The 23,674-nt window shown below is 68.7% G+C and carries 23 protein-coding genes and 1 tRNA gene; 18 read left to right on the forward strand and 6 right to left on the reverse strand.

The window, feature by feature from the left end; all coding sequences use genetic code 11:
• Position 1 precedes the first annotated feature (1 nt).
• Together ILP86_RS09095 and ILP86_RS09100 are read left to right on the forward strand one after the other, a co-directional pair.
• On the forward strand, positions 2-1,012 hold the full coding sequence (locus tag ILP86_RS09095; protein WP_045265268.1) for an alpha-ketoacid dehydrogenase subunit beta: 1,011 nt from the start codon (positions 2-4) through the stop codon (positions 1,010-1,012).
• The gene (locus tag ILP86_RS09100; protein WP_058631158.1) at positions 1,009-2,373 is read left to right on the forward strand and encodes a dihydrolipoamide acetyltransferase family protein; all 1,365 of its coding nucleotides are present in this window, start codon (positions 1,009-1,011) and stop codon (positions 2,371-2,373) included. Before ILP86_RS09095 ends, ILP86_RS09100 begins: the two co-directional genes overlap by 4 nt.
• On the opposite strand, the gene ILP86_RS09105 is transcribed toward ILP86_RS09100, so the two are convergent.
• Entirely contained in the window at positions 2,366-2,974 is a 609-nt protein-coding gene (locus ILP86_RS09105; RefSeq protein ID WP_058631159.1) for a TetR/AcrR family transcriptional regulator, read from the reverse strand. The genes ILP86_RS09100 and ILP86_RS09105 overlap by 8 nt on opposite strands.
• Positions 2,975-3,086: 112 nt before the next feature.
• Here ILP86_RS09105 and ILP86_RS09110 point away from each other — a divergent pair, with 112 nt between their 5' ends.
• Genes ILP86_RS09110 through ILP86_RS09130 form a run of 5 tightly spaced genes read left to right on the forward strand, consistent with a single transcriptional unit; the run spans position 3,087 to position 9,035 of the window.
• The gene (locus ILP86_RS09110; RefSeq protein WP_141369575.1) at positions 3,087-4,640 is read left to right on the forward strand and encodes a carboxyl transferase domain-containing protein; all 1,554 of its coding nucleotides are present in this window, start codon (positions 3,087-3,089) and stop codon (positions 4,638-4,640) included.
• Positions 4,641-4,651: 11 nt separating this feature from the next.
• Positions 4,652-6,583 (forward strand): biotin carboxylase N-terminal domain-containing protein, encoded by a 1,932-nt coding sequence (locus ILP86_RS09115; RefSeq protein ID WP_193761801.1) that lies wholly within the window; start codon positions 4,652-4,654, stop codon positions 6,581-6,583.
• Between the two features lie 2 nt (positions 6,584-6,585).
• A complete protein-coding gene (locus ILP86_RS09120; protein WP_193761802.1) occupies positions 6,586-7,734 on the forward strand; it encodes an acyl-CoA dehydrogenase family protein in 1,149 nt (382 codons plus the stop codon).
• Between the two features lie 9 nt (positions 7,735-7,743).
• On the forward strand, positions 7,744-8,232 hold the full coding sequence (locus tag ILP86_RS09125; RefSeq protein ID WP_061015221.1) for a MaoC family dehydratase: 489 nt from the start codon (positions 7,744-7,746) through the stop codon (positions 8,230-8,232).
• On the forward strand, positions 8,229-9,035 hold the full coding sequence (locus tag ILP86_RS09130; protein ID WP_193761803.1) for a CoA ester lyase: 807 nt from the start codon (positions 8,229-8,231) through the stop codon (positions 9,033-9,035). Before ILP86_RS09125 ends, ILP86_RS09130 begins: the two co-directional genes overlap by 4 nt.
• On the opposite strand, the gene ILP86_RS09135 is transcribed toward ILP86_RS09130, so the two are convergent.
• Both ILP86_RS09135 and ILP86_RS09140 read right to left on the reverse strand, forming a co-directional pair.
• Positions 9,036-9,623: a histidine phosphatase family protein gene (locus tag ILP86_RS09135; protein ID WP_046747010.1), complete on the reverse strand. Its 588-nt coding sequence runs from the start codon at positions 9,621-9,623 to the stop codon at positions 9,036-9,038. It lies immediately after the preceding gene.
• Entirely contained in the window at positions 9,620-10,453 is an 834-nt protein-coding gene (locus ILP86_RS09140; RefSeq protein WP_308431926.1) for a Sir2 family NAD-dependent protein deacetylase, read from the reverse strand. The genes ILP86_RS09135 and ILP86_RS09140 overlap by 4 nt, the downstream gene beginning before the upstream one ends.
• A 120-nt stretch (positions 10,454-10,573) precedes the next feature.
• On the opposite strand from ILP86_RS09140, the gene ILP86_RS09145 reads away from it, so the two are divergent.
• Positions 10,574-11,374: an RNA methyltransferase gene (locus tag ILP86_RS09145; RefSeq protein ID WP_193761805.1), complete on the forward strand. Its 801-nt coding sequence runs from the start codon at positions 10,574-10,576 to the stop codon at positions 11,372-11,374.
• A gap of 3 nt (positions 11,375-11,377) precedes the next feature.
• Here ILP86_RS09145 and ILP86_RS09150 read toward each other — a convergent pair whose 3' ends face one another.
• Positions 11,378-12,205, reverse strand: coding sequence for an SGNH/GDSL hydrolase family protein (locus ILP86_RS09150; protein ID WP_058631166.1), 828 nt, complete (start codon positions 12,203-12,205; stop codon positions 11,378-11,380).
• A gap of 147 nt (positions 12,206-12,352) precedes the next feature.
• On the opposite strand from ILP86_RS09150, the gene ILP86_RS09155 reads away from it, so the two are divergent.
• Together ILP86_RS09155 and ILP86_RS09160 are read left to right on the forward strand one after the other, a co-directional pair.
• Entirely contained in the window at positions 12,353-14,095 is a 1,743-nt protein-coding gene (locus ILP86_RS09155) for a DEAD/DEAH box helicase (RefSeq protein WP_193761806.1), read from the forward strand.
• Between the two features lie 146 nt (positions 14,096-14,241).
• Complete coding sequence (locus ILP86_RS09160; RefSeq protein WP_058631167.1) at positions 14,242-15,339, forward strand: VIT1/CCC1 family protein; 1,098 nt, start codon at positions 14,242-14,244, stop codon at positions 15,337-15,339.
• A 112-nt stretch (positions 15,340-15,451) separates the two neighbouring features.
• Here the strand turns inward: ILP86_RS09160 and ILP86_RS09165 are convergent.
• Positions 15,452-15,534 (reverse strand) — tRNA-Leu (locus tag ILP86_RS09165).
• 111 nt (positions 15,535-15,645) lie between these two features.
• On the opposite strand from ILP86_RS09165, the gene ILP86_RS09170 reads away from it, so the two are divergent.
• Together ILP86_RS09170 and ILP86_RS09175 are read left to right on the forward strand one after the other, a co-directional pair.
• Positions 15,646-16,941 (forward strand): M20/M25/M40 family metallo-hydrolase, encoded by a 1,296-nt coding sequence (locus ILP86_RS09170; RefSeq protein ID WP_193761807.1) that lies wholly within the window; start codon positions 15,646-15,648, stop codon positions 16,939-16,941.
• Positions 16,942-16,982: 41 nt separating this feature from the next.
• Positions 16,983-17,807, forward strand: coding sequence for an undecaprenyl-diphosphate phosphatase (locus ILP86_RS09175; protein ID WP_017830635.1), 825 nt, complete (start codon positions 16,983-16,985; stop codon positions 17,805-17,807).
• Positions 17,808-17,814: 7 nt separating this feature from the next.
• Here ILP86_RS09175 and ILP86_RS09180 read toward each other — a convergent pair whose 3' ends face one another.
• Entirely contained in the window at positions 17,815-18,663 is an 849-nt protein-coding gene (locus ILP86_RS09180) for a PAC2 family protein (RefSeq protein ID WP_046747004.1), read from the reverse strand.
• An 80-nt stretch (positions 18,664-18,743) separates the two neighbouring features.
• Here ILP86_RS09180 and ILP86_RS09185 point away from each other — a divergent pair, with 80 nt between their 5' ends.
• The 6 genes from ILP86_RS09185 to tatA are packed head-to-tail and all read left to right on the forward strand — an operon-like array spanning position 18,744 to position 23,627.
• Positions 18,744-19,436 carry an HAD family phosphatase gene (locus tag ILP86_RS09185; protein ID WP_371861856.1) on the forward strand — a complete coding sequence of 231 codons (693 nt, stop codon included), beginning with the start codon at positions 18,744-18,746 and terminating at the stop codon, positions 19,434-19,436.
• Positions 19,433-20,452: a tRNA (adenine-N1)-methyltransferase gene (locus ILP86_RS09190; protein WP_058631169.1), complete on the forward strand. Its 1,020-nt coding sequence runs from the start codon at positions 19,433-19,435 to the stop codon at positions 20,450-20,452. The genes ILP86_RS09185 and ILP86_RS09190 overlap by 4 nt, the downstream gene beginning before the upstream one ends.
• Positions 20,453-20,462: 10 nt before the next feature.
• Entirely contained in the window at positions 20,463-21,374 is a 912-nt protein-coding gene (locus ILP86_RS09195; protein WP_113681953.1) for a hypothetical protein, read from the forward strand.
• Positions 21,374-22,366 (forward strand): YafY family protein, encoded by a 993-nt coding sequence (locus ILP86_RS09200; protein WP_058631171.1) that lies wholly within the window; start codon positions 21,374-21,376, stop codon positions 22,364-22,366. Before ILP86_RS09195 ends, ILP86_RS09200 begins: the two co-directional genes overlap by 1 nt.
• Positions 22,363-23,346 carry a YafY family protein gene (locus ILP86_RS09205; protein ID WP_058631172.1) on the forward strand — a complete coding sequence of 328 codons (984 nt, stop codon included), beginning with the start codon at positions 22,363-22,365 and terminating at the stop codon, positions 23,344-23,346. Before ILP86_RS09200 ends, ILP86_RS09205 begins: the two co-directional genes overlap by 4 nt.
• A gap of 44 nt (positions 23,347-23,390) precedes the next feature.
• Positions 23,391-23,627, forward strand: a complete 237-nt coding sequence (gene tatA, locus ILP86_RS09210) for a Sec-independent protein translocase subunit TatA (RefSeq protein WP_021200561.1) — start codon at positions 23,391-23,393, stop codon at positions 23,625-23,627.
• The last annotated feature ends 47 nt before the right edge of the window (positions 23,628-23,674 follow it).

Below are 23,674 nucleotides of genomic sequence, written 5' to 3' on the forward strand. Positions count from 1 at the left end.
CATGACCGAGCTGACTCTCGGGAAGGCCCTCGGAGCCGGTCTCCGCCAGGCGATGCGCGATGACGACAAGGTCGTGCTGCTCGGGGAGGACATCGGCAAGCTGGGAGGCGTCTTCCGCATCACCGACGGACTGCTCGACGAGTTCGGCGCTGCGCGCGTGATCGACACGCCGCTCGCCGAGTCCGGAATCGTCGGCACGGCGGTGGGCCTCGCATTCCGCGGCTACCGACCCGTCGTCGAGATCCAGTTCGACGGCTTCGTGTATCCCGCCTTCGATCAGATCGTCGCTCAGGTCGCGAAGCTGCACTACCGCACTCAGGGCCGGGTGAAGATGCCCATCACCATCCGGATCCCGTGGGCGGGCGGCATCGGCGCTGCCGAGCATCACTCGGAGTCTCCGGAGGCCTACTTCGTGCACACGGCAGGACTGCGCGTGATCGCGGTCTCGAACCCGGAGGACGCGTATCGAAGCCTGCGACAGGCCATCGCCTCCGACGACCCCGTGATCTTCTTCGAGCCGAAGCGGCTGTACCACCACAAGGGCGAGGTCGACCTCGAAGCCCCGCTGGCCGACGCGCCGCCGATGGGTCTCGCGCGCGTGGTGCGGACCGGGACGGATGCGACCCTCATCACGTACGGCGCCATGGTGTCCACCGCGCTGCAGGCAGCGGACGCCGCGGCGGATGAGGGAACGTCGCTCGAGGTCATCGATCTCCGTTCCCTCTCGCCCGTCGACTATGACTCCGTCGCGGCTTCGGTGCGGAAGACGGGCCGCGTCGTGGTCGCTCACGAGGCGTCGCGGGAAGCGGGAGTGGCCGCGGAAGTGATCGCGAGCATCACGGAGCGCTGTTTCGAGTACCTCGAGTCGGCTCCACTGCGGGTCACCGGCCACGACATCCCCTACCCGCCCGCGAAGCTCGAGAAGTACCACCTCCCGGACCTGGATCGACTGCTCGACGCCGTCGACCGGGTATTGGACCGGCCGAACAGCCTGACGGGAGCAGAGGCATGATCGCGGAGTTCCGCCTTCCCGACCTCGGGGAAGGACTGACAGAAGCCGAGGTCGTGACCTGGCTCGTCGCTCCCGGCGACAGCGTCACTCTCAACCAGACGCTCGCAGAAGTCGAGACCGCGAAAGCGGTCGTCGAGCTGCCCTCGCCCTACGAGGGCATCGTCTCGACGTTGCACGCGGAAGCAGGACAGACCATCGCCGTCGGTGCTCCTCTGATCGCCTTCGATGTCGTGGGGGAGGAGCCGGCGGCCCCGTCGCCCTCCTCGGAGCCTGGGGAGAAGGCCGAGCCGAACCTGGTGGGGTACGGCGCCGCGCCCACGAGCTCAGGGCGACCAGCGCGACGGGCACGGAGGATCGGCGCGTCCGCTCCGGCCACCATCGACACGGCCGTTCTCGAGGCGGCACCGCACGACGCTGCTCCGTCAGCCGTCGACGCCGTGATCGAGCGCCCACGCTCGACGCCCCCGGTGCGCGCCCACGCGAAGAGGCTCGGCATCGATCTCGTGCTGGTTGCGGCAGAAGTGGGCGACCGCCTCATCACCCGCAACGATGTAGACGCCTATGCGGAACGCGTCGGCGCGCACGATCGCGCCGGCGGCGGCGTGCATTCCACGTCGTCCGCTGCACTTCCGGCCAGCCCTGCCGCACTCGCCGGCGAGGAGCGCGAGACCCGGATCCCTATCCGCGGAGTGCGCAAGCACACGGCGGCGGCGATGGTCCAGAGCGCCTTCACGGCCCCGCACGTCACCGTCTTCCATACCGTCGACGTGACCGCGACCATGGATCTGCTGTCGAGTCTCCGCGAAGATCGATCGCTGAGCGCACATCGGATCGGGCCGCTCGCCGTGGTGGCGAAGGCGGTCTGCCTCGCTCTCGGGCGGACTCCTGGCCTCAATTCGCGTTGGGATGAGGCCGCCGGCGAGATCGTCCAGCACAACTACGTCGATCTCGGGATCGCGGCAGCGACGGAGCGCGGACTGATCGTCCCCATGATCAGAGATGCCGAGCGGCTGACACTCACCGAACTCGCGGACGCCGTGAAATCCCTCGCCGAGGTCGCGCGTTCGGGGAAGACCTCGCCGGCGGAGCTCGCGGGCGGCACCTTCTCGATCTCCAACATCGGCGTGTTCGGTGTCGATGCCGGTACGCCGATCCTTCCCCCCGGTCAGTCCGGGATCCTGGCCGTGGGCGCGGTACGTCGTCAGCCCTGGGAACACCGGGGCGAGATCGCGCTGCGGCAGCTGATGACCCTCAGTCTCTCTTTCGACCACCGGATGGTCGACGGCGCGGAGGGCGCCCGGTTCCTGAAGGATGTGGCCGACCTCCTCGAGGAGCCGGGGCGGGCGATGCTCCTCAGCTAGTCGCGCGCACGGCAGCATCCGCCATCGCGATCAACACGGTCGCGGTGGCGGAGTGCCGTCTGGCCGCCGCACGCGTGCTGTGCGGCGTGGAGTTGATGAGTCCGAAGCAGGCCTGCACGCGCAGACGCAGCTCGTCCGGATCGGCGCCGTCCGTGCCGCCTCGATGCAACGGAGCCAGGGCCGCCATCCACAATTCGATGTAGGCGCGTTGCAGGCGGCGTACCTCGGCGCGGTCGGCATCGGACAGGAACGCGACATCGCGGTCCTGCACCTGGATCACCTCGGCGTTACCCAGGGCGAAGTCCACGTGGAACTCGATCAGCGCACGCATGCGCGCGTCGGGCGTCGGGGCCTCGTCAGCGACGCGGCGTCCGCCGTGGATGAGGTCCTGACTGACTTTGACGAGGACCGCTCCCAGCAGAGCCTGCTTACCGGCGAAATGACGATAGACGGCCGGGCCGGACACACCGACGGCAGCGCCGATGTCCTCCAGGCTCACGCCGCTGTACCCGCGCGCGGCGAACAGTCGCGCTGCGGCGTGCAGGATCGCATCGGACCGTTCGGCCTTGGCGCGGTCTCGGGCGGTGACCGGGCTTGTCATCTCAGTTAATCCTCGCTAACCTGAATCAACGGGTTAGTGAACACTAACCGAAAGTGCATGCACCGCGCCAGGGTTCGGCCCAGGGCGGACGTGGGTCGAGGAGGACATCACGATGCCGACATCCCAGGAGTCGCTCGCGCACGAACTGCGAGACCGCCTCGCCGCCGCCGCGCGCGGAGGACCGGACGCTTCTCGCGAGCGTCACCTGGCGCGAGGGAAGCTGCTCCCTCGCGATCGCGTCACCCGTGTGCTCGATGAGGGCAGCCCCTTCCTCGAGGTCGCGCCCCTCGCGGCTGACGGCCTGTACGGGGGAGAGGCGCCGGGCGCGGGCGTGATCGCCGGTATCGGTCTCGTGCACGGGCGGCACGTCATGGTGGTCTGCAACGACGCGACGGTCAAGGGCGGCACGTACTTCCCCCTCACCGTCAAGAAGCATCTTCGCGCGCAGGAGATCGCGCTGGAGAATCGCCTTCCCTGTCTCTACCTCGTCGATTCGGGGGGCGCGTTCCTCCCCAAGCAGGACGAGGTCTTCCCGGACCGCGAGCACTTCGGGCGGATCTTCTTCAATCAGGCGCGCATGTCCGCGGAGGGCATCCCGCAACTCGCCGCCGTTCTCGGCTCGTGCACCGCCGGCGGCGCCTACGTACCGGCGATGAGCGACGAGACCGTCATCGTGCGCGGCCAGGGGACCATCTTCCTCGGTGGCCCCCCGCTCGTGAAGGCCGCCATCGGGGAGATCGTCACGGCGGAGGAACTCGGCGGCGGCGAGCTGCACGCACGACGCAGCGGCGTGGTCGACCATCTCGCCGAAGACGACGAGCACGCCCTCGAGATCCTCCGCGACATCGTGGCCACGCTCCCTCCTCCCGCCGCCCCGGCCTGGGAGGTGCTCGGCAGCCGCGCTCCCTCCGAGCTGTCCAGCCTCTACGACGCCGTCCCTGTCGACGTCAATGCCGCGTACGACGTGCACGAGGTCATCTCGCGGTTGGTCGACGGCGACTCGTTCCTCGAGTTCAAGCCCGAGTACGGCACGACCCTGGTCACCGGCTTCGCCCGTCTCCACGGTCACCCCGTCGGCATCGTCGCGAACAACGGCGTGCTCTTCAGCGAGTCGGCGCTCAAGGGCGCCCACTTCATCGAGCTCTGCGACCAGCGGGGGATCCCTCTGCTCTTCCTGCAGAACATCACCGGTTTCATGGTCGGCTCCGACGCGGAGGCCGGCGGCATCGCCAAGGACGGCGCCAAGATGGTCACGGCCGTCGCCAGCACCCGTGTACCGAAGCTCACCGTCATCATCGGGGGATCCTTCGGAGCCGGGAACTATTCGATGTGCGGGCGCGCGTACTCGCCGCGGTTCTTGTGGACCTGGCCCGCCAGCCGCATCTCCGTGATGGGGGGCGCGCAGGCCGCGTCGGTGCTCGCCACTGTCAAGGAGGACCAGCTCTCCGCACGGGGAGGCTCCTGGACGGCGGAGGAGCGAGCAGCCTTCGAGGCCCCGGTCCGGGAACAGTACGAGCACCAGGGCGAGCCGTACTACGCGACCGCGCGGCTCTGGGACGACGGCATCGTCGACCCCGCCCAGACCCGCGACCTCCTCGGCCTCGCCCTCGACGTCGTCTCCCGCAGCCCGCTGCCCGAACCGCGCTTCGGCGTCTTCCGGATGTGAGTGCCTTGTCCATGAATCCGACACCGACGTCGTCCGACGTCCTTTTCGACACCGTCCTCGTCGCCAACCGCGGGGAGATCGCCCGCAGGGTGATCCGCACGCTGCGGGCGCTCGGCATCCGCAGCGTCGCCGTCTACAGCGACGCCGATGCGACGAGCCCTCATGTCCGCGAGGCCGATCTGGCCGTGCGGATCGGGCCAGCGCCCGCTGCCGACTCCTACCTCGACATCGACGCCGTCATCGCCGCGGCGCGCGCCACCGGTGCGCAGGCCATCCACCCCGGCTACGGGTTCCTCTCCGAGAGCGTCGGACTCGCCGAGGCCTGCGAGGAGAGCGGGGTCGTCTTCATCGGTCCCTCCGTCGACGCCCTGCAGATCATGGGAGACAAGGCCCGCGCCCGCGATCATGTGCTGCGGTACGGGGTCCCCGTCGTCCCCGGCTTCGATGCCAAGGGACTGTCCGACACCGAGATCGCCGAAGAGGCCGAGACCGTCGGATATCCGCTGCTGGTCAAGCCCAGCGCAGGGGGAGGGGGAAAGGGCATGGAGGTCGTCGCCGACGCGGCGGGGCTCCGCGGCGCTCTCGCCTCCGCCCGCCGGGTCGCGTCCGCCGCTTTCGGAGACGACGCGCTCATCCTCGAGCGGCTGATCAGACGACCACGGCACATCGAGGTACAGGTCTTCGGCGACGTGCACGGAACCGTCATCGCCCTCGGCGAACGCGAGTGCACGTTGCAGCGCCGGCATCAGAAGGTCATCGAGGAGGCCCCGTCGGCGGGGATCCCGGCCGACACGCGCGAGCGCCTGCTCTCCGCCGCGGTGCTCGCCGCCGAGAGCGTCTCCTACGTGGGGGCCGGCACGGTCGAGTTCCTCGTGGATGCCGACGCGCCGGACGAGGTCTTCTTCATCGAGATGAACACGCGGCTCCAGGTGGAGCACCCCGTCACCGAGGAGGTCACCGGACTCGACCTCGTCGCGCTTCAGCTCCGCGCGGCAGCGGGTCTTCCCCTGGACGTCACACCTCACCTGCGCGGCCACGCGGTCGAGGCTCGGGTGTACGCGGAGGCCCCTGAGCGCGGCTTCCTTCCGTCCACGGGGACGGTGCTCCTCTTCGACCCACCGCCGGGTGTCCGCGTGGATGCGGCCATCGAGAGCGGCAGCGAGGTCACCGGATTCTACGACCCGATGATCGCGAAGGTGATCGCCTTCGCCGATGACCGCGCCACGGCACTGGCACGACTGGACCGAGCACTCGCGAGCACCGTCGTGCTGGGCGTCGAGACCAACATCGCGTTCCTGCGGATGCTGTGCCAGGACGCGCGGGTCATCGAAGGCGATCTCGACACCGGTCTCATCGAGTCCCTGCTTCCCCTCGAGACGGTGAAGCCTTCGGCGTCTCAGTTGGCTGCGGCGCGGGACGCCGTTTCGGATCCCCCCGCATCGGTGCGCACCAGCCCGCTGTGGCGTGAGCTGCCCGGGTGGCGCCTGGGGACCCAGGACGCGCCGTATGCCCCGTTCGTCGCGCTCACGGACGACGGCGACGAGGTCGAGCTCGATGAAGCGTCTCCTTCCCCCTCCAGAGCGGGCGTGCTGGCCGCAGTCGATGCCGAGGGAGCGGTCTGGGTCGCGGAGGAAGGTCGCACGATACGCCTGCGCCCTCTCGACAGGCGACAGCGGATGCAGCGCCGGTTGTCCGCACGCGACGCGGGAGCTGCGGCGACCGAGCCGGAGGGCCGTGCCCCCATGCCGGGCAGCGTCGTGGCGGTGCACGTGACCGACGGCGACACGGTGTCCGCGGGAGAAGCCCTCGTCTCGATCGAGGCGATGAAGATGGAGCACCCGGTACTGGCACCGCATGACGGTGTGGTGCATCTGCTGGTCGCGGTCGGCGACCAGGTGCGGCGTGACCAGCCGGTCGCCCGCGTGACGACGGAGGAGAGCTGAACATGGAAGAGCTGACCGACGAGGAGCGCGAGCTCGCCGCCATGGTGCGCGAATTCGCCGACACGGTCGTCGCACCGCAGGCCTACGAGGCCGATCGCACGCACACGCTGTCGATGGACGTCGTTCGCCAGATGGGCGATCTCGGATTGTTCGGTCTACCGTTCCCCGAGGAGTACGGCGGACAGGGCGGCGACTACATGGCACTCGGCATCGCGATCGAGGCGCTCGCGCGCGTCGACCAGTCCATCGCGATCACGCTCGAAGCAGGGGTCAGCCTCGGCGCGATGCCGATCTACCGCTTCGGCTCGGAGGAGCAGCGCCAGGAGCTGCTGCCGGACCTGCTCGCCGGGCGAGCCCTGGCGGGCTTCGGCCTCACGGAGCCGGAGGCCGGCAGCGATGCCGGTGCGACCAGGACCACGGCGCGCCTCGACGGCGACGAGTGGGTGATCGACGGCTCGAAGCAGTTCATCACGAACTCCGGGACCCCCATCACGCGGTTCGTCACGGTCACGGCGGTGACCGGGAACGAGGATGGGCGCAAGGAGATCTCCACCATCATCGTGCCGAACGGGACACCGGGGTTCACGGTCGAAGCGCCGTACGACAAGGTCGGGTGGAACGCGTCGGACACACATCCCCTCACCTTCGACGGCGCGCGGGTTCCCGCCTCCAACCTGTTGGGTTCGCGGGGGAGCGGCTTCCGCAGCTTCCTCAGCATCCTCGACGAAGGACGCATCGCGATCGCGGCCCTCTCGACCGGCGCCGCCGAAGGATGCCTGGAGGCCGCTGTCGAGTACGCCAAGAGCCGCACGATCTTCGGGGCCGCCCTGAGCACGCGGCAGAACGCGCAGTTCACTCTGGCCCGCATGCGCGCACGGGTGCACACGGCACGCCTCGCCTGGCATCACGCGGCACGACTCCGAGACGCGGGCAAGCCGTTCGCCGAAGCCGCGGCCATCGCCAAGCTGGTCGCGGGCGAGGCGGCGATGGACAACGCGAGAGACGCGACGCAGATCTTCGGCGGCAACGGCTTCATGAACGAGTTCTCCGTGGCACGGCACTACCGCGACTCCAAGATCCTCGAGATCGGCGAGGGCACGACCGAGGTGCAGCTGCTGGTCATCGCCCGCGGTCTCGGACTCGCCGGGTAGCGTGGCGGTATGAGCACGCACGACGTCGTCCAGAGGGGTCTGTACTACGAGGAGTTCGAGACCGACGCCCGCTACCTGCACCGCCCAGGACGAACTGCGACCGAAGCCGACAACGTGCTGTTCACCACCCTCACCATGAACACGCAGGCCCTGCACCTCGATGCGGCTTTCGCCGACGGTCAGGAGCCGTTCCGCGCGCGACTGATGAACTCGATGTGGACTCTGTCCACCATGGTGGGTTCGTCCGTCGCGCAGCTGACGCAGGGGACCCTCGTCGCACAGCTCGGCTTCGGCGATGTCGCGTTCCCGCATCCGCTGTTCGCGGGAGACACCCTCTACACCGAGAGCACGGTCGTCGAGAAGCGGCTCTCCTCCTCCCGGCCGGGGCAGGGGATCGTGAAGATCGCCCACACCGGCCGGAACCAGGACGGTACCGTCGTCGCCACGGCCGTCCGCTCGGTGCTCGTCCACTGCCGTCCGGAAGGATCCCCCGCATGACGTTCGACCTCGGTCCGGCGCTGTTGTTCTGCCCTGCCGACCGGCCGGAGCGCTTCCGGAAAGCCGCGGAGCGGGCTGATGCGATCATCCTCGACCTCGAGGACGCGGTGCTCCCGGAGGCGAAGGACGAAGCGCGCAGGAACGTGATCGCCGCCGATGTCGACCCCTCTCGAGTGGTCGTGCGCGTCAACGCCCCCGACACCGAGGCCTTCGCCGCAGACCTCGCGGCGCTGGCTCAGACCGACTTCCGCACCGTGATGGTGGCGAAGACCGAGCGTGCGGACAGCTTGTCGGCGTTCGATGAGAGGTACTCGCTGATCGCCCTGTGCGAGACCGCCCGCGGCGTCCAGGCAGCCGACCGCATCGCCGCACACCCGCAGGTGTCCGCGTTGATGTGGGGGGCCGAGGATCTCGTCGCCTCCCTGGGAGGCACGTCTTCGCGCAACGCGGACGGCGCGTATCGCGACATCGCCAGGTACGCCAGAGCGCGTGTCCTCCTCGAAGCCGGTGCGCACGGCAAAGCAGCCATCGACGCCGTGCACATCGACATCGATGACCTCACTGGACTCGAGGAGGAGGCGATCGACGCCGCCGCTTCGGGATTCCGTGCGACGGCCTGCATCCATCCAAACCAGGTGGCGACGATCCGTGCGGCGTACCGTCCGGACGACGCGCTGCTCACCTGGGCGCGCGCCGTGCTCACTGCGGCCGAGTCGCAGCGCGGCGTGTTCCGGTTCGATGGACGGATGATCGACGAGCCGGTCCTCCATCACGCGCGTTCGGTCGTGTCCCGCGCCGTCTGATCAGAGGACGGGCGTCTCCTCCAGCAGACGGAGATAGCCCGGTGCGGCGACGAACCGGTGCGCCGAGCCGTTCTGCAGCACCTCGCCGTCGCGCGGGAGAGTGCCGCCGGAGACGTGGTCGATCACGGCGCGGATCACGCCACCATGAGCGACGACGATGACCGACTCCGCACGCGGGGAGGACCGACGCCGCGCCTCGCGAGCGATCGTGTGCAGTGCTTCGATCGCGCGTTCTCCCACCTCGTGCAGCGACTCCGCACCAGGAACCTCCGCGTGCCAGTCGCCATACGTCGCGATGTAGTCGGGCACGAGCATGCCCTCACCATCGCCGAACTCGCGCTCGCGGATGTCGGGGACGACGCCGGCGACTTCCAGCCCCAGGCGCTCCGCGATGATCTCCGCGGTCTCCTTGGCGCGCAGCAACGGGCTCGTGTACACGGCGTGATGGGTTCCTGCCGCGAGCTTCTCCGCGGCCCATCGCGCGTCTTCGCGTCCCTTCTCGTTCAGGGGGATGTCGGTGGAGCCCTGGATGCGCCGCGCGAGGTTCCAGTCGGTCTGACCGTGGCGGACGAGGGTGAGGTGGGTCACGAGAGGAGTTCCTGGAGGGCGGGGAGCACGTCGCTGGTGCCCGCGGCGATGGTCACATGCGCCCAGGCATCCGCGCGCGTCGACTCACGGTTGACGATGATCAGGGGGATGTTACGTCGCCGCGCACGCTCGACGAGGCGGACACCGGAGTTGACCACGAGGGAGGAGCCCGCGACGATCAGGGCGGAGCTCGAACGCAGCAGCGACTCCGCTGCGCGGAAGCGATCCTGTGGCACGTACTCGCCGAAGAACACCACGTCAGGCTTGAGCATGCCCGCGCAGACGGTGCACACGGGGATGACGAAGCCTTCCGTGCTCTCCGGGAGCACGTCGCCGTCGGGGGCGAGAGCGACGTTCTCCGGCACGGTGATCCAGGGGTTGAGCTCCTCGATCTGCACGGCGACGTCGCGGCGATCGAAGACCTGACCGCACTGCAGACACAGCACGCGACGCATGGTCCCGTGGACCTCGATGACGTGCGAGCTCCCCGCCCGCAGATGCAGTCCGTCGACGTTCTGGGTGATCACGCCGGACACGTTCCCCGATGCTTCGAGTTGCGCCAGGGCGATGTGTCCCGCGTTCGGCTCGGCTCTCGCGAAAGCGCGCCAGCCCAGGTGCCCGCCGACCCAATAGCGCCGACGCGCCGCCTCGTCACCCAGATAGGTCTGGATCGTCATCGGATCGCTGCGCGTCCTCGCGCCTTCGCCACGGTAGGCGGGGATGCCGGAATCGGTGGAGATGCCGGCGCCGGTGAGGAGTGCGATGCGCTTCTCGCGCAGCAGCTCGGCGGCGTGGGCGATGGTGGCCGACAGCTCGGCGGGAATGGACACGCTCACAAGACCTCCTCGAGCGAGTCTACGGTGCCGAGGCCGACCAGGGCCTCCACGAGAGCCGCCGACGTCCCAGCGACCGGTGCTGCGCCGTGTCCTGACGGTGGCAGAGTGGACATCGTGGATCTCCTGCCTGTGACCGACGCCGCCGACCGACGTCTCGACGACTACCGCGGCCTCACCGATACCGCCCTACGAGCACTGTCGGAGCCGTCCGGTGGTCTCTACATCGCGGAATCGACGAAGGTGATCGCGCGCGCGGTCGCCTCCGGTCACCGTCCCCGCTCCGTCCTGGTGCAGGAGCGCAGGGTGGACGACATCCGTGCCATCGTCGGTGACCTCGACGTGCCGGTGTACGTCGTTCCGGACGAGGTGGCGGAGGCGGTGACGGGTTTCGCGGTGCACCGCGGCACCATCGCCTCCATGCACCGACCAGAGCTGCCCTCCGTCCGCGAGGTGATCGACGGCGCCTCCCTCGTGCTGATCCTGGAGAACATCGGGGATCACACCAACGTCGGAGCAGCCTTCCGTGCTGCAGCAGGTCTCGGCGCCGACGCGGTGCTGGTGTCTCCGGGCGGGGCCGATCCGCTGTACCGGCGCAGCGTCCGAGTCAGCATGGGCACCGTCTTCCAGGTGCCGTGGACGCGCATCACGGACTGGGAGTCCGCGATCGCGGATCTCCACGCCGACGGCTTCGACATCGCCGCGCTGGCGCTGCGCGACGACGCGGTGACGCTCGACGCGTATGCGGCCGCACGTCCGGCGCGGGTCGCGCTGGTCATGGGGTCGGAAGGCGACGGACTCTCGCGCGAGGCCATGGACGGAGCCGACACCGTCGTCACGATCCCGATGTCCGGTGGGGTCGACTCCCTCAACGTGGCATCAGCGGCAGCGGTCGCACTCTGGGCGATGAAGGCCTGACGCTCAGTCCCTCCCGGGAAGGACGACGGGGGAGGGCTCCGGACGCTTCGCAGCGAGGTTGTCGCCAGATGACTGGTGACGGAGCCTTCTGAGCACCCACGGAACCAGGTGCTCCCTGGCCCAGCCCAGGTCTTCCGAGCGTGCCTCTCGCCAGGTGCGCAGCGGGAACGGCTCGGGCTGCATGGCCTCGAGATCGTTCGGCACGTTCAGGGCACGCAACGCCATGCGGGCCACCTCGTGGTGGCCGAGCGCGTTGTAGTGCAGTCGGTCATCGTCGAAGAAGCGCATGTCCTGCACGACCTTGAGCGCCCACTGGTCGGCCACGATGCAGTCGTATCGCTCGGCGATGGTGCGGACGTTCTCGTTGTAGATCGCGACCTTTCCGCGGAAGGCGCGGAAGACCGGCGTGAAGGCGGTGTCGATGCCCGTGAACAACAGCACGGCGGCGCCGGTGGAGGACAGCCGGGCGACGGCGTCGTCGAGCTGGCTCGCGATCGCATCCGGGTCGGTGCCGGGCCGGATCACATCGTTGCCGCCCGCACAGATGGAGACCAGATCGGGGCGCAGCGCGACGGCCGGCTCGATCTGGTCGGCGACGATCTGGGCGATCAGCTTGCCGCGGACGGCGAGGTTCGCGTAGGCGAAGTCGTCGACCTGCGCGGCGAGCACCTCGGCGACGCGGTCTGCCCACCCGCGGTGGCTCCCCGGATGCGCCGGATCGGGGTCGCCGATGCCCTCGGTGAACGAGTCGCCGACCGCGACGAATCGGCGCCACGGGTGCGCGGTCTCGTTCGGGATGTAAGGGGTCCGAGTCGAATCCTGGTCGGTCATCCAGCTCTCCTTCGCGAACGATCAGCGACGCGGCGGTGATCGCGACGCAGTGACCGAGCCTACCCGCAGGGCTCGGTGCGGGGCAGGGCACGCGCGGGAATCGCGGGGAGTGATCCGGTGTCCCCGGCAGCGATTATCGTGGACTCGATGCTCTCTCCGTCCTTTCCTCAGCGTGCCCCATGGGGAACCGCGAACAAGCTGCGTGCCTGGCAGCAGGAGGCCCTCGAACAGTACTTCGCGGCGGATCAGCGCGACTTCCTCGTCGCCGCCACACCCGGCGCAGGCAAGACCACGTTCGCACTCACCCTCGCCGTCGAGCTCATGCGCATGGGCGAGGTCAACCGCATCATCGTGGTCGCACCGACCGAGCATCTCAAGACCCAGTGGGCGGACGCCGCGGCACGCGTGCACATCCGCCTCGACCCGCGCTTCCGCAACAGCGACTGGGCACCGGCTCGGCACTATCACGGCGCTGTCGTGACGTACGCGCAGGTCGCCGCGAAGTCCTCGGTGCACCGGCATCTCACGGAGGACGCCAAGACCCTGGTGATCCTCGACGAGGTTCACCACGGCGGCGATGCGCTGAGCTGGGGCGACGCCATCCGAGACGCGTACGGGCCGGCGAAGAGGCGCCTGCTGCTGTCCGGCACGCCGTTCCGTAGCGACACGGCGCCCATCCCGTTCGTGGAGTACCACCCCGATGAGTCCGGCGCCCGCATCTCGCGCACCGACTACAACTACGGCTACGGCCGGGCACTGGCCGACGGCGTCGTCCGGCCCGTGCTCTTCCACATGTACGCCGGCAAGATGCGCTGGCGCACCACCACCGGCGACGAGCTCGAGACGCACTTGGGCCAGGACAACACCAAGGACGTGACGTCGCAGGCGTGGCGCACGGCGCTCGATCCCGAGGGCGAGTGGATGCCGGCCGTCCTGTCGGCCGCGGACAGACGGCTCACGGAGATCCGCCACCACGTCCCCGATGCCGGCGGTCTCGTACTGGCGACGGACCAGACGGTCGCGCGCGCGTATGCGAAGATCCTGCACAGCATCACGGGCCAGCAGGCCACGGTCGTGCTCTCGGATGATGCGACGGCGTCGGAGCGGATCGAGAAGTTCAGCGCCAACGACTCCCGCTGGATGGTGGCCGTGCGCATGGTGTCGGAGGGCGTCGACGTGCCGCGTCTCGCCGTGGGGGTCTATGCGACGTCGTCCTCGACTCCGCTGTTCTTCGCTCAGGCCATCGGCCGGTTCGTGCGAGCCCGGCGTCGTGGCGAGGCCGCGAGCGTGTTCCTTCCGCAGGTCCCCGTGCTCATGGGGCTTGCGAACGAGATGGACAAGCAGCGTGACCATGCGCTCGACCGGCAGTCGAAGGAAGACGACGGCCTGGAGGATTCGCTGCTCGAGAGTGCGAACCGTGAGGAGGAGACCTCGGACGCGCTGACGCAGGAGTTCAGCTACCAGGCGCTCTCGTCCGTCGCCCATTTCGACCGCGTGGTCTTCGAAGGACAGGAGTTCGGTCAGCTGGCCGAACCGGGGACCCCGGAGGAGGAGGAGTTCATCGGCTTCCCCGGTCTCCTCGAGCCGGAGCACGTGCATGAGCTCCTCATGCAACGTCAGTCCCGCCAGTCACGCCTGCGGGAGGCACGTGAGGCCTCCACACCGCCCGACGAGTCGACGACGCTTCCCCCGCCCCTGCACCGCACCCTCAAGGAGCAGAGGCAGCTGCTGAACAGCCTCGTCGGCCTCTACGCGCGCCAGAGGGGTGAGCCGCACGGCGCGGTGCATGCGGAGCTCCGCCGCATCTGCGGAGGACCGGCAGTCGCGCAGGCCACCGTGACGCAGCTGCAATCCCGCATCGAGGTTCTTCGGAAGCGCGTGCGGTCCTGACATGATCTGCGCCCCGCCCGTGCAGGGACGGCGCTTCGGATCCCCGAAATGCTGTCAATCCGCGCCTGGGTGAGGTCGTGCTGAGCATCCGCGGATAGCGTTGAACGGTTGCCCACGCATAGGGCGCCGCCATCTCTGGAGGATCCATGACAGCCCCCGCTGCCGCCACCCCGACCCCCGCCGATCGTCGGCGCTGGGCGCGCTACCTGGTCGAGGAGCGCGCCGAGGGCGCCGTCTATCAGAAGCTCGCTGCACGCCGAGAAGGCGAAGAGCGCGACATCCTGCTGAGCCTCGCCGATGCGGAACGTCGCCATGAGCAGCATTGGCTCGATCTCCTCGGTGAGGAACCGCGGCGTCTGCCCCGCGCCGGGGTCCGCTCGCGCCTACTCGGATGGATGGCCGGTCGTTTCGGATCGATCTTCGTGCTCGCCCTCGCACAGAGCGCTGAGGCACGGTCGCCCTACGATTCGGAGCAGTACGCCACTCCGGCCATGAGGGCAGACGAGAAGGTGCACTACGAGGTCGTGCGCGGACTCGCTGCGCGTGGTCGCAGGCGGTTGTCCGGTTCGTTCCGCGCGGCCGTGTTCGGCGCCAACGACGGCCTGGTGAGCAACCTCGCGCTGGTGCTCGGGATCGGCGCGACGGGCGTGAGCTCCGGCTTCGTGCTTTTCAGCGGGATCGCCGGTCTCCTGGCCGGCGCACTGTCGATGGGAGCAGGCGAGTTCGTCTCGGTACGTTCCCAGCGCGAACTGCTCGCGGCGACGGAGGCCAACGAGGACGCACACGCATCAGCGGGAGATCTCGACATCGACGAGAACGAGCTGGCTCTCGTCTACCGTGCCCGCGGCATGGAGCAGGAGGAATCCCTCGCGCGGGCACGCCGCATCGTGAAGGCGGCGCAGGCCGGCGTGCGTCAGGCGGCGACCGGTCCCGTGGACATCCAGCGCGGCGATGATCACGAGATCGTCGGCAGCGACTGGACGGCGGCCATCTCCAGCTTCCTCCTGTTCGCCTCCGGGGCGATCATCCCCGTGCTCCCGTGGATCTTCGGGCTTCAGGGCACCACGGCGATCATCGTCGCTCTCGTGCTCGTCGGCATCGCCCTCCTGAGCACAGGCGCGATGGTGGGAGTGCTGTCCGGGGGCCCGCCCCTTCGTCGAGCACTCCGCCAGCTCGCCATCGGGTTCGGGGCTGCCGCGATCACCTACGCGCTCGGTGTGCTGTTCGGCGTCGGCGCGGCCTGAACGATCCGCGATCCGGCGGGCGCTGCGTCCCCGCCGGATCGCGGAAGACGAACCGCATCGCGGAACGCGAAGAAGGCCCCGGATCCTGGGATCCGGGGCCTTCTTCTTCCTGTGCGCGGAGGGGGACTTGAACCCCCACGCCCTTACGGGCACTACGACCTCAACGTAGCGCGTCTACCATTCCGCCACCCGCGCAGGTTTTGGATGATCGTTGCCGACCGAAGAATGACATTACCATGTCCTCCGCGGCCTCTCGAACCGAGGCGCACGCCCGGGCGTGGCGCGACGTTTCGATAGCCTGGACCCATGACTGATCCGTCCCTCCCGGAGGTCGTGCGCATCGCGAGCGACCTGATCCGCTTCGACACCTCCAACTTCGGCGGCGGCAACGCGAAGGGCGAGCGGGAAGCCGCGGAATATGTCGGGGCCTACCTGGAGGGGCTCGGACTCGAGGTCGAGTACTACGAGCCGATCCCGCGCCGCACGAACGTCATGGCACGAGTGGCGGGACGCGACAGGGAAAAGCCCGCACTCGTCGTGCACGGGCACCTCGATGTGGTCCCGGCCATGGCCGAGGATTGGAGCGTCGACCCGTTCGCCGGATTGGTGCAGGACGGGATGCTCTGGGGCCGTGGGGCCGTGGACATGAAGAACATGAACGCGATGATCCTCACCTCGGTCGCCGAGATCCTGCGTGCGGGTGAGCAGCCGGAGCGCGACCTCGTTCTCGCGTTCTTCGCCGACGAGGAGAACGGCGGGGTCGAGGGGTCGGCGCTCGTCGTGCAGAACCGCCCGGAATGGTTCGAGGGTGCCGCGGCCGCGATCAGCGAGGTCGGCGGCTACTCGATCACGGTCGACGACCGCCGCGCCTATCTGCTGCAGGTGGGGGAGAAGGCCCTGATCTGGATCCGTTTGGTGGCGAAGGGGCGAGCGGGACACGGCAGCCGCCTGCACGACGACAACGCGGTCACGAAGCTCGCTGAGGCCGTCGCGGCGATCGGACGCACCCGGTGGCCGATCCGCCTGACTCCGACCACCAGAGCGCTGCTCGAGGGGCTGAGCACGCTGTCAGGTCGCAGCGCGGACGACCCTGACGCTCTCGCCGCAGCCGCAGGGCCGGCCGAGGCCTTCCTCCGCTCCTCGTTCCGCACCACCACGAACCCGACGGCGCTGACCGCGGGGTACAAGCACAACGTCATCCCGGAGCGGGCGGAGGCGCTCATCGACGTGCGAGTGATCCCCGGCACCGAGGACGAGGTCCTGGCCGAGCTCCAGCAGATCGTCGGAGACGAGATCGTCATCGAGACGGTCGTCCGTGACATCGGTATGGAGACGCCCTTCGAAGGGGATCTCGTCGAGGCGATGGTCGCCAGCATCGGTCGTCATGACCCCGGGGTTCCGGTGATCCCGTATCTGCTCGGTGCCGGTACCGACAACAAGGCGTTGGCGTACCTCGGGATCACGGGCTACGGCTTCGCACCTCTCAGGCTCCCGGCCGACCTCGACTTCACAGGCATGTTCCACGGAGTCGACGAGCGAGTACCCGTAGAATCGCTTGTCTTCGGCCAGCGGGTGCTGACCGATCTGCTGCGCACGTACTGAGCGCCGCGCGCTCCGTGCCTCCTCCGACCTGAAAGCCCTCCATGCACCTGCTCGAAGCACTGATCCTCGGCGTCGTCCAGGGACTCACCGAGTTCCTCCCGATCTCCTCCAGCGCACACCTGCGCATCCTCGGGACGTTCCTCCCCTCCGGTGAGGACCCGGGCGCGGCGTTCACCGCGATCACCCAGATCGGCACCGAGGCCGCAGTCGTCGTGTTCTTCTGGCGAGACATCGTACGCATCGTGACCCAGTGGTTCCGCTCCCTCGTGGGGAAAGCGCCTCGCAACGATCCGGACGCGAGGATGGGCTGGTTGATCATCATCGGCAGCATCCCGATCGTGGTGCTCGGGCTGCTCTTCCAGGATCAGATCGAGACCGTCTTGCGCTCGATGTGGATCGTCGCGGTCATGCTGATCGTCTTCGGAATCCTGCTCGGTGTGGCCGATTACGTGGGGGCGAAGCGCCGCAAGCTCGACGACCTGACCTACCCGCACGGCATCGCATTCGGTTTCGCGCAGGCGCTGGCCCTGATTCCCGGCGTCTCCCGTTCGGGCGGAACCATCACCATGGGCCTGTTCCTGGGCTACGAGCGCGCCGCGGCTGCGCGTTATGCGTTCCTGCTGGCGATCCCTGCGGTGTTCGGCAGCGGCTTCTACCAGGTCTTCAAGAGCTGGGACGAGCCCTCGTTCTTCTCCTTCGGCGACACCCTCGCCGCGACCGGCATCGCGTTCGTCGTCGCTCTCGGCGTGATCGCGTTCTTCATGAACTGGATCTCGAAGCGCAGCTTCCTGCCGTTCGTGATCTACCGCATCCTGCTCGGAACCGTGCTGCTCGTACTGCTCGGCACCGGCGTGATCGCAGCCTGAGCGCGAATCAGCGCTTGCGGTCTCCCGGACCGTCGTCCCGTCGACGGAGGTAGCGCTCGAAGGCCTGCGCGATCGCGTCTCCCGACGCTTCGGGGGAGTCCCACGTGTCGCGCGTGCGCTCGAGCTGGCGGATGTACTCCGCCATGTCCTCATCCTCGGAAGCGGCGGCGTCGATGGACGCCTCCCACGCGGCAGCCTCCGTCCGCAGCGCCTGACGGTCGACATCCACGCCGGTGAGTTCCTCGAGCCGGTCCAGCAGCGCGAGGGTCACCTTCGGCGAGGGAGTCGCCGAAGCGACGTAGTGCGGCACACTCGCCCACAGGCTCGCTGTGGGGATTCCCGCATTCTCGGCGAAGTGCTCGAACACCGTGAGGATTCCCACCGGGCCCTCGTACATCGATCGTTCCAGGGCGTGCGCCTCGCGCACCTGCTCGTTCTGGCTGGAGGCGAAGATCGATATCGGTCGGGTGTGCGGCACGTCGGAGAGCATCGCACCGAGGGTCACCAGCCCGGTGATGTCGTCACGCAACGCGACGTCGATGAACTCGGAGGCGAACGCCTGCCACGTGCGCGCGGGCTCGGCGCCGGTGAGCAGCCAGATCTCGGGACCGGGCCCGGGATCGCGCGGCCGCCACAGTCCTGCTTCCGGCCAGGTCAGCTGGCGTCGTCCCTCGGCGTCCATGCGTGTCGATGGGCGCGTGTACTGGTAGTCGAAGTACAGCTCGGGGTCGACGGAATGCACGAGGTCGTACTCCGAAGATCTCCGCAGTGCCTCGATGGCGCCGCTCGCTGCTTCACCCGCATCGTTCCAGCCGTCGAAGGCGGCGATGACGATGCGCGGACCGAGAACATCCATCGAGGCTCCCTTCGAGATGGCGGTCGTGATCCTTCCAGGCTAGTCCGCGGAGGCGGGATGCGGGCGGCACCACGGCTAGCATGGGTTCAGTGAGCAGAAAGCCCAGCGCGGTCCTGTGGGACATGGATGGAACACTCGTCGACACCGAACCGTATTGGATGGCGGCCGAGACGGCGCTCGTCCAGTCGTTCGGAGGCTCCTGGACCCATGAGGATGCACTTCAGCTCGTGGGAAGCGGCCTGATCGACAGCGCGGTCATCCTGCAGAACGCCGGAGTCGCCATGGAAGCCGAGGCGATCGTCTCGCATCTCACCGACGTCGTGCAGGAGTCGCTGCGCACCCAGGGCGTCCCGTTCCGCCCCGGTGCGCGCGAGCTGCTCCGCGACCTCCGCGACGCGGGGATCCCGACAGGGCTGGTGACGATGTCGTTGCGCCGCATGGCCCTCAACGTGGTCGACCTGATCGAGTTCGACGCGTTCGACATCGTGGTCGCGGGCGACGACGTGGACAACCCCAAGCCGCATCCCGAGCCTTACCTGCAGGCAGCGGCTCTTCTGGACGTCGACATCGCCGAGGTGATCGTCATCGAGGACTCGCCGACCGGGGTGCGAGCGGGCCTCGCCTCGGGCGCGCTCACCCTCGCAGTCCCGCACATCGTGCCTCTCGACCACCTCGGCGCTCACGAGCTGTGGGACACGCTGGACGGCCGAGGCGCGGTGGACCTGACCGATCTCTACGACAGCCGCGCAACCGCGACAGGAGCCGCCCGATGACCGAAGCCAGCCCGAACCGGCCGAGTGGCCCCTTCCGCGCCGGCGACCGCGTGCAGCTCACCGGCCCCAAGGGGCGCCTGCACACCGTGACGCTCCGCGAGGACGGCGAACTGCACACGCATCAGGGCGTGCTCCGCCACCGCGACCTCATCGGACTTCCCGACGGCTCCGTCGTGGCGAACAGCTCGGGGCACGACTACCTGGCGCTGCGTCCGTTGCTGCGCGATTTCGCGATGTCGATGCCGCGCGGAGCGGCGATCGTGTACCCGAAGGACGCGGCGCAGATCGTGATGCAGGCCGACATCTTCCCCGGCTCGGTCGTGGTCGAGGCGGGTGTCGGCTCCGGCGCTCTCTCCCTTTCCCTCCTGCGAGCCGTGGGACCGGCGGGAACGCTGATCTCCTTCGAACGCCGCGAGGACTTCGCCGATGTCGCCCGCGGCAACGTGGAGACGTTCTTCGGGGAGCGCCCTGACACCTGGCGCGTCGTGGTCGGCGATCTCGTGGAGTCCCTTCCCCGCGAGGTGACGCCGGCCTCCGTCGATCGGGTGGTGCTCGACATGCTCGCTCCGTGGGAGTGCATGGACGCCGTCGCCGATGCGCTGACCCCCGGTGGCGTCGTGCTCTGCTACGTGGCGACAGCCACTCAGCTCTCCCGTGTGGCAGAGTACATCCGCGCCACGGGTCTCTTCACCGAACCCGATGCCTCCGAGACGATGGTTCGCGGCTGGCATGTGGAGGGCCTCGCCGTGCGGCCTGATCACCGCATGGTCGCGCACACCGGCTTCCTGCTCACCGCGCGCAGGCTCGCGCCGGGTGCGGTCGCCCCCTCCGTGAAGCGACGGGCATCCAAGAGCAGCTATGGCGACGAGGACGTGGAGGCGTGGACCCCCGGTGCCGTGGGCGACCGCGAGATCAGCGACAAGAATCTCCGCAAGCGCGCACGGGAGGCGGAGAAGGCTGCGGAAGGGGCGCGCCTTGCCGCCGCATCGCGCGATTCCGGGCACGCGACGGAATAGACTGGAGCGCGTGCGTAAAACGTCCGCCGTTCTGGCCTCCCTCAGCCTCGCCGTCCTCGCCCTGACGGGCTGCACCGCGACCGCATCCGACGGTGTCGCCGCCTGTGATCGCGGTGGTGACGACAAGATCCTGAACGTCGCCGACGTGAGCGGTGACCTCGGTTCGCTGCCCGACGTCGAGGTCTTCGGGCCCGTCAAGTCCGACAAGACGGCCTTCGCCGATGTGACGGTCGGCGATGGCCTCCCGCTGGGCTCGAAGTTCCAGCCCGTGGTGCTCGATATCGCCTTCTACGGCGGCGACAGCGGCGAGAAGCTCTACCAGTCCGAGTTCAACGGCGACCAGAGCCGCGTGCACAGCATCGACTACTGGGCGCAGCGCTCTGCCGGTCTGTCCGATGTGCTGGAGTGCGCGACCGAGGGCAGTCGCGTCCTCGCCGTGCTCACCCCGGAGGACTTCGGCGAGCAGAACGTCCAGGCGTTCGGACTCGAAAAGGGGGAGAATATCGTGGCGGTCATCGACGTGCTCGATGTGATGCCGGCGAAGGCATCCGGCGCGTTGCAGTTCAATGACGCGCGAGGACTCCCCACCGTGGTGCGCGCTCCCGACGGCACGCCGGGCGTCATCATCCCCGACGTTCCCGCCCCCAAGGAGATCACCACGCAGACGCTGATCAAGGGCGACGGTCCGAAGGTGAAGAAGGACGACATCGTCGTCACCAACATCATGGGCGTCGGTTGGGACGACAAGAAGGTCACCACGAGCTCGTGGGGTGCCGATGCCAGCGTCAGCGTGGCTGCCGAACAGCTCGTCGGAGCCACGGTCGGATCCCAGCTCCTCGTCGTCTTCCCCGCCGCCGAGAACGCTCCGGCCACTGCGGTCGTCGTCGACATCCTGGGCGCAGTGACGGCGCCCACGCCGTGATGGCAGCCCGGATCCCCGCGGAGGAGCGTCTGACGAATCTCGTCGTGGCGCTGATGGCCACGGAGATCGGGTTGACCAAGCAGCAGATCCTCGACAACGTCTCCGGCTACCGGCAGCGCGCCGAGGCCGGTACCCGGTCGGATGCGCTCGAGAAGATGTTCGAGCGCGACAAGGACGAGTTGCGCTCACTCGGCGTGCCCATCGAGACCATCGGGGACGCCGCGGATCCGAACGATCTCCGCGAGGCGCGCTATCGCATCCCGCAGGCGGAGTACGACCTCCCCAGCGACATCGAGTTCTCGCCGGCCGAGCTCGCGGTGCTACAGCTCGCAGGAAGCGTCTGGAGCTCCGAATCGGTCTCCGGGGACGCGCAGTCCGGCGTCCGCAAGATTCGCGCCCTCGGCATCGACGGCGACGAGCCGATCATCGGGTTCGCGCCGCGCATCACCGCGCGCGATGCGGCGTTCTCGCCTCTGCAGGATGCGATCGAGCGGTGCAGGGTGGTCACGTTCGAGTACTTGAAGCCCGGAGAGGATGCGCCGCGCCGCCGCCGTATCCGGCCGCTGGCTCTGGTCGACTACGAGGCACGGTGGCATGTCTACGGCATCGACGTCGATGTGGAGGAGGACCGCACCTTCCTGCTCAGCCGGATCGTCGGGGACGTACGCATGACTCCCCAGAGCTTCGATCCGGTGCTGCGCGACGGCGCAGGAGATCGCGCACTCGCCGGGCTGGAGCGCGTCGCCGCCGAGAACTCGGCCCTTCTGGAGGTCACCCCCGGCACGGAGGCGGCGTTGCGGCTGGGACGACGCGCCTCGCCGGCCACGCAGGGCATCAACGTGCCCTTCGTCGACCTGCACATCCTCGCCGACGAGCTCGCCTCGTACGGACCGGAAGTACGAGTGGTCGACCCGGCACCCTTGCGGGAAGCCGTGATCTCGCGGCTGCGTGCCGTCGTGAACGCCCACTCCGGAGCGGAGGAGACGAAGTGAGCGCGAGCTCGAAGCCCCTGCTCGCCGCCGATCGCGTGCGCCTGTATCTCACACTGGTTCCCTATCTCCTGGAGCACGGACAGGTCTCTCTCGAGGAGGCGGCCGCGGAGTTCGCCGTCACGCCGCAGGAGATGCGCGGGATGGTGGAGAAGCTCACCGTGATCGGTCTCCCCGGAGAAGCGGGGTACTGGCAGCAGCCGCAGGAGATGTTCGACATCAACTGGGACCTCCTCGATCTGGAAGACGTGATCGAGATCACGAACGATGTGGCTCTACGCCGCGTCCCGCGCTTCACCGCTCGCGAGGCTGCGGCGCTGCTCGCAGGGCTCCAGATGGTCGCGGCGGTCCCGGCCGTCTCGGACTCGGGTCTCGTCGCCGGACTGATCTCCAAGCTGTCCCGTGGCGCGGCGGACGCGCCCGCCGATGTCGTCGTCGCCCCCAGTGCCGTCGACGAGGTGCGCGAGGCGGTGGCCCGCGGACTGCATGAGGGCGTCGCGATCGCGTTCACGTATCAGGCTCCCGACGCCGCGCCGACCACTCGCACCGTGGATCCGATGCAGATCCTCATCACCAACGGTCAGTGGTACCTCCAGGGGTGGTGCCATCTGCGCAAGGCCATGCGCACTTTCCACCTCGACCGGGTCAGCGCGCCGGCGCTCACCGACATCCCGATCACGCATCAGGGAGATCACGTCCCCGAAGCCTTCGCAGGGCTCGAGGAGGAACGGACCGTCACGGTGCGGGTGCCGGAGAGGCTGGCTCCTCTGCTCGGCGGATTCGTGCCCACCGGAACCACCGACGCGGTGGACGGTACGGTCACAGCGCAGCTGCACCTCGCGGACCCGCGGGGTATCAAGCGGCTCGCTGCGCGCTTCGGCGGGGCGATGGAGGTGCTGGAGCCCGCGCTGGGCCGTACGGCGACGAGGGAGTGGGCTGCTGCGGGACTCGCGCTCTATCACCAGCCCGAAGCAGAGGTTTGATCTGTAGACTGGATCGAACGCTCACCGACGACGGGAAACCTGACATGTTCGCTGGAATGCAAGGCTGGCACCTGCTGATTGTGCTCGCCGTGATCCTCCTCCTGTTCGGTGCGGCCAAGTTGCCGGCTCTCGCGAAGAGCATGGGCCAGTCGGCTCGCGTGTTCAAGGGCGAGATGAAGGCCATGAAGGACGACGACGCCGCTCGCACCGACTCCGCAGCCGCCGAGCCGACCACGGTGAAGGACTCGGGCATCGACCCTGAGACCCCGCCCCGCGCCTGACCGGCCGTGGCAGCCATCGAACCGACCGTGATGCCGAAGGCGGATCG

Origin of the sequence: Microbacterium sp. R1 (genome assembly GCF_015159725.1) — a bacterium.
Taxonomy (GTDB): Bacteria; Actinomycetota; Actinomycetes; order Actinomycetales; family Microbacteriaceae; genus Microbacterium; species Microbacterium oxydans.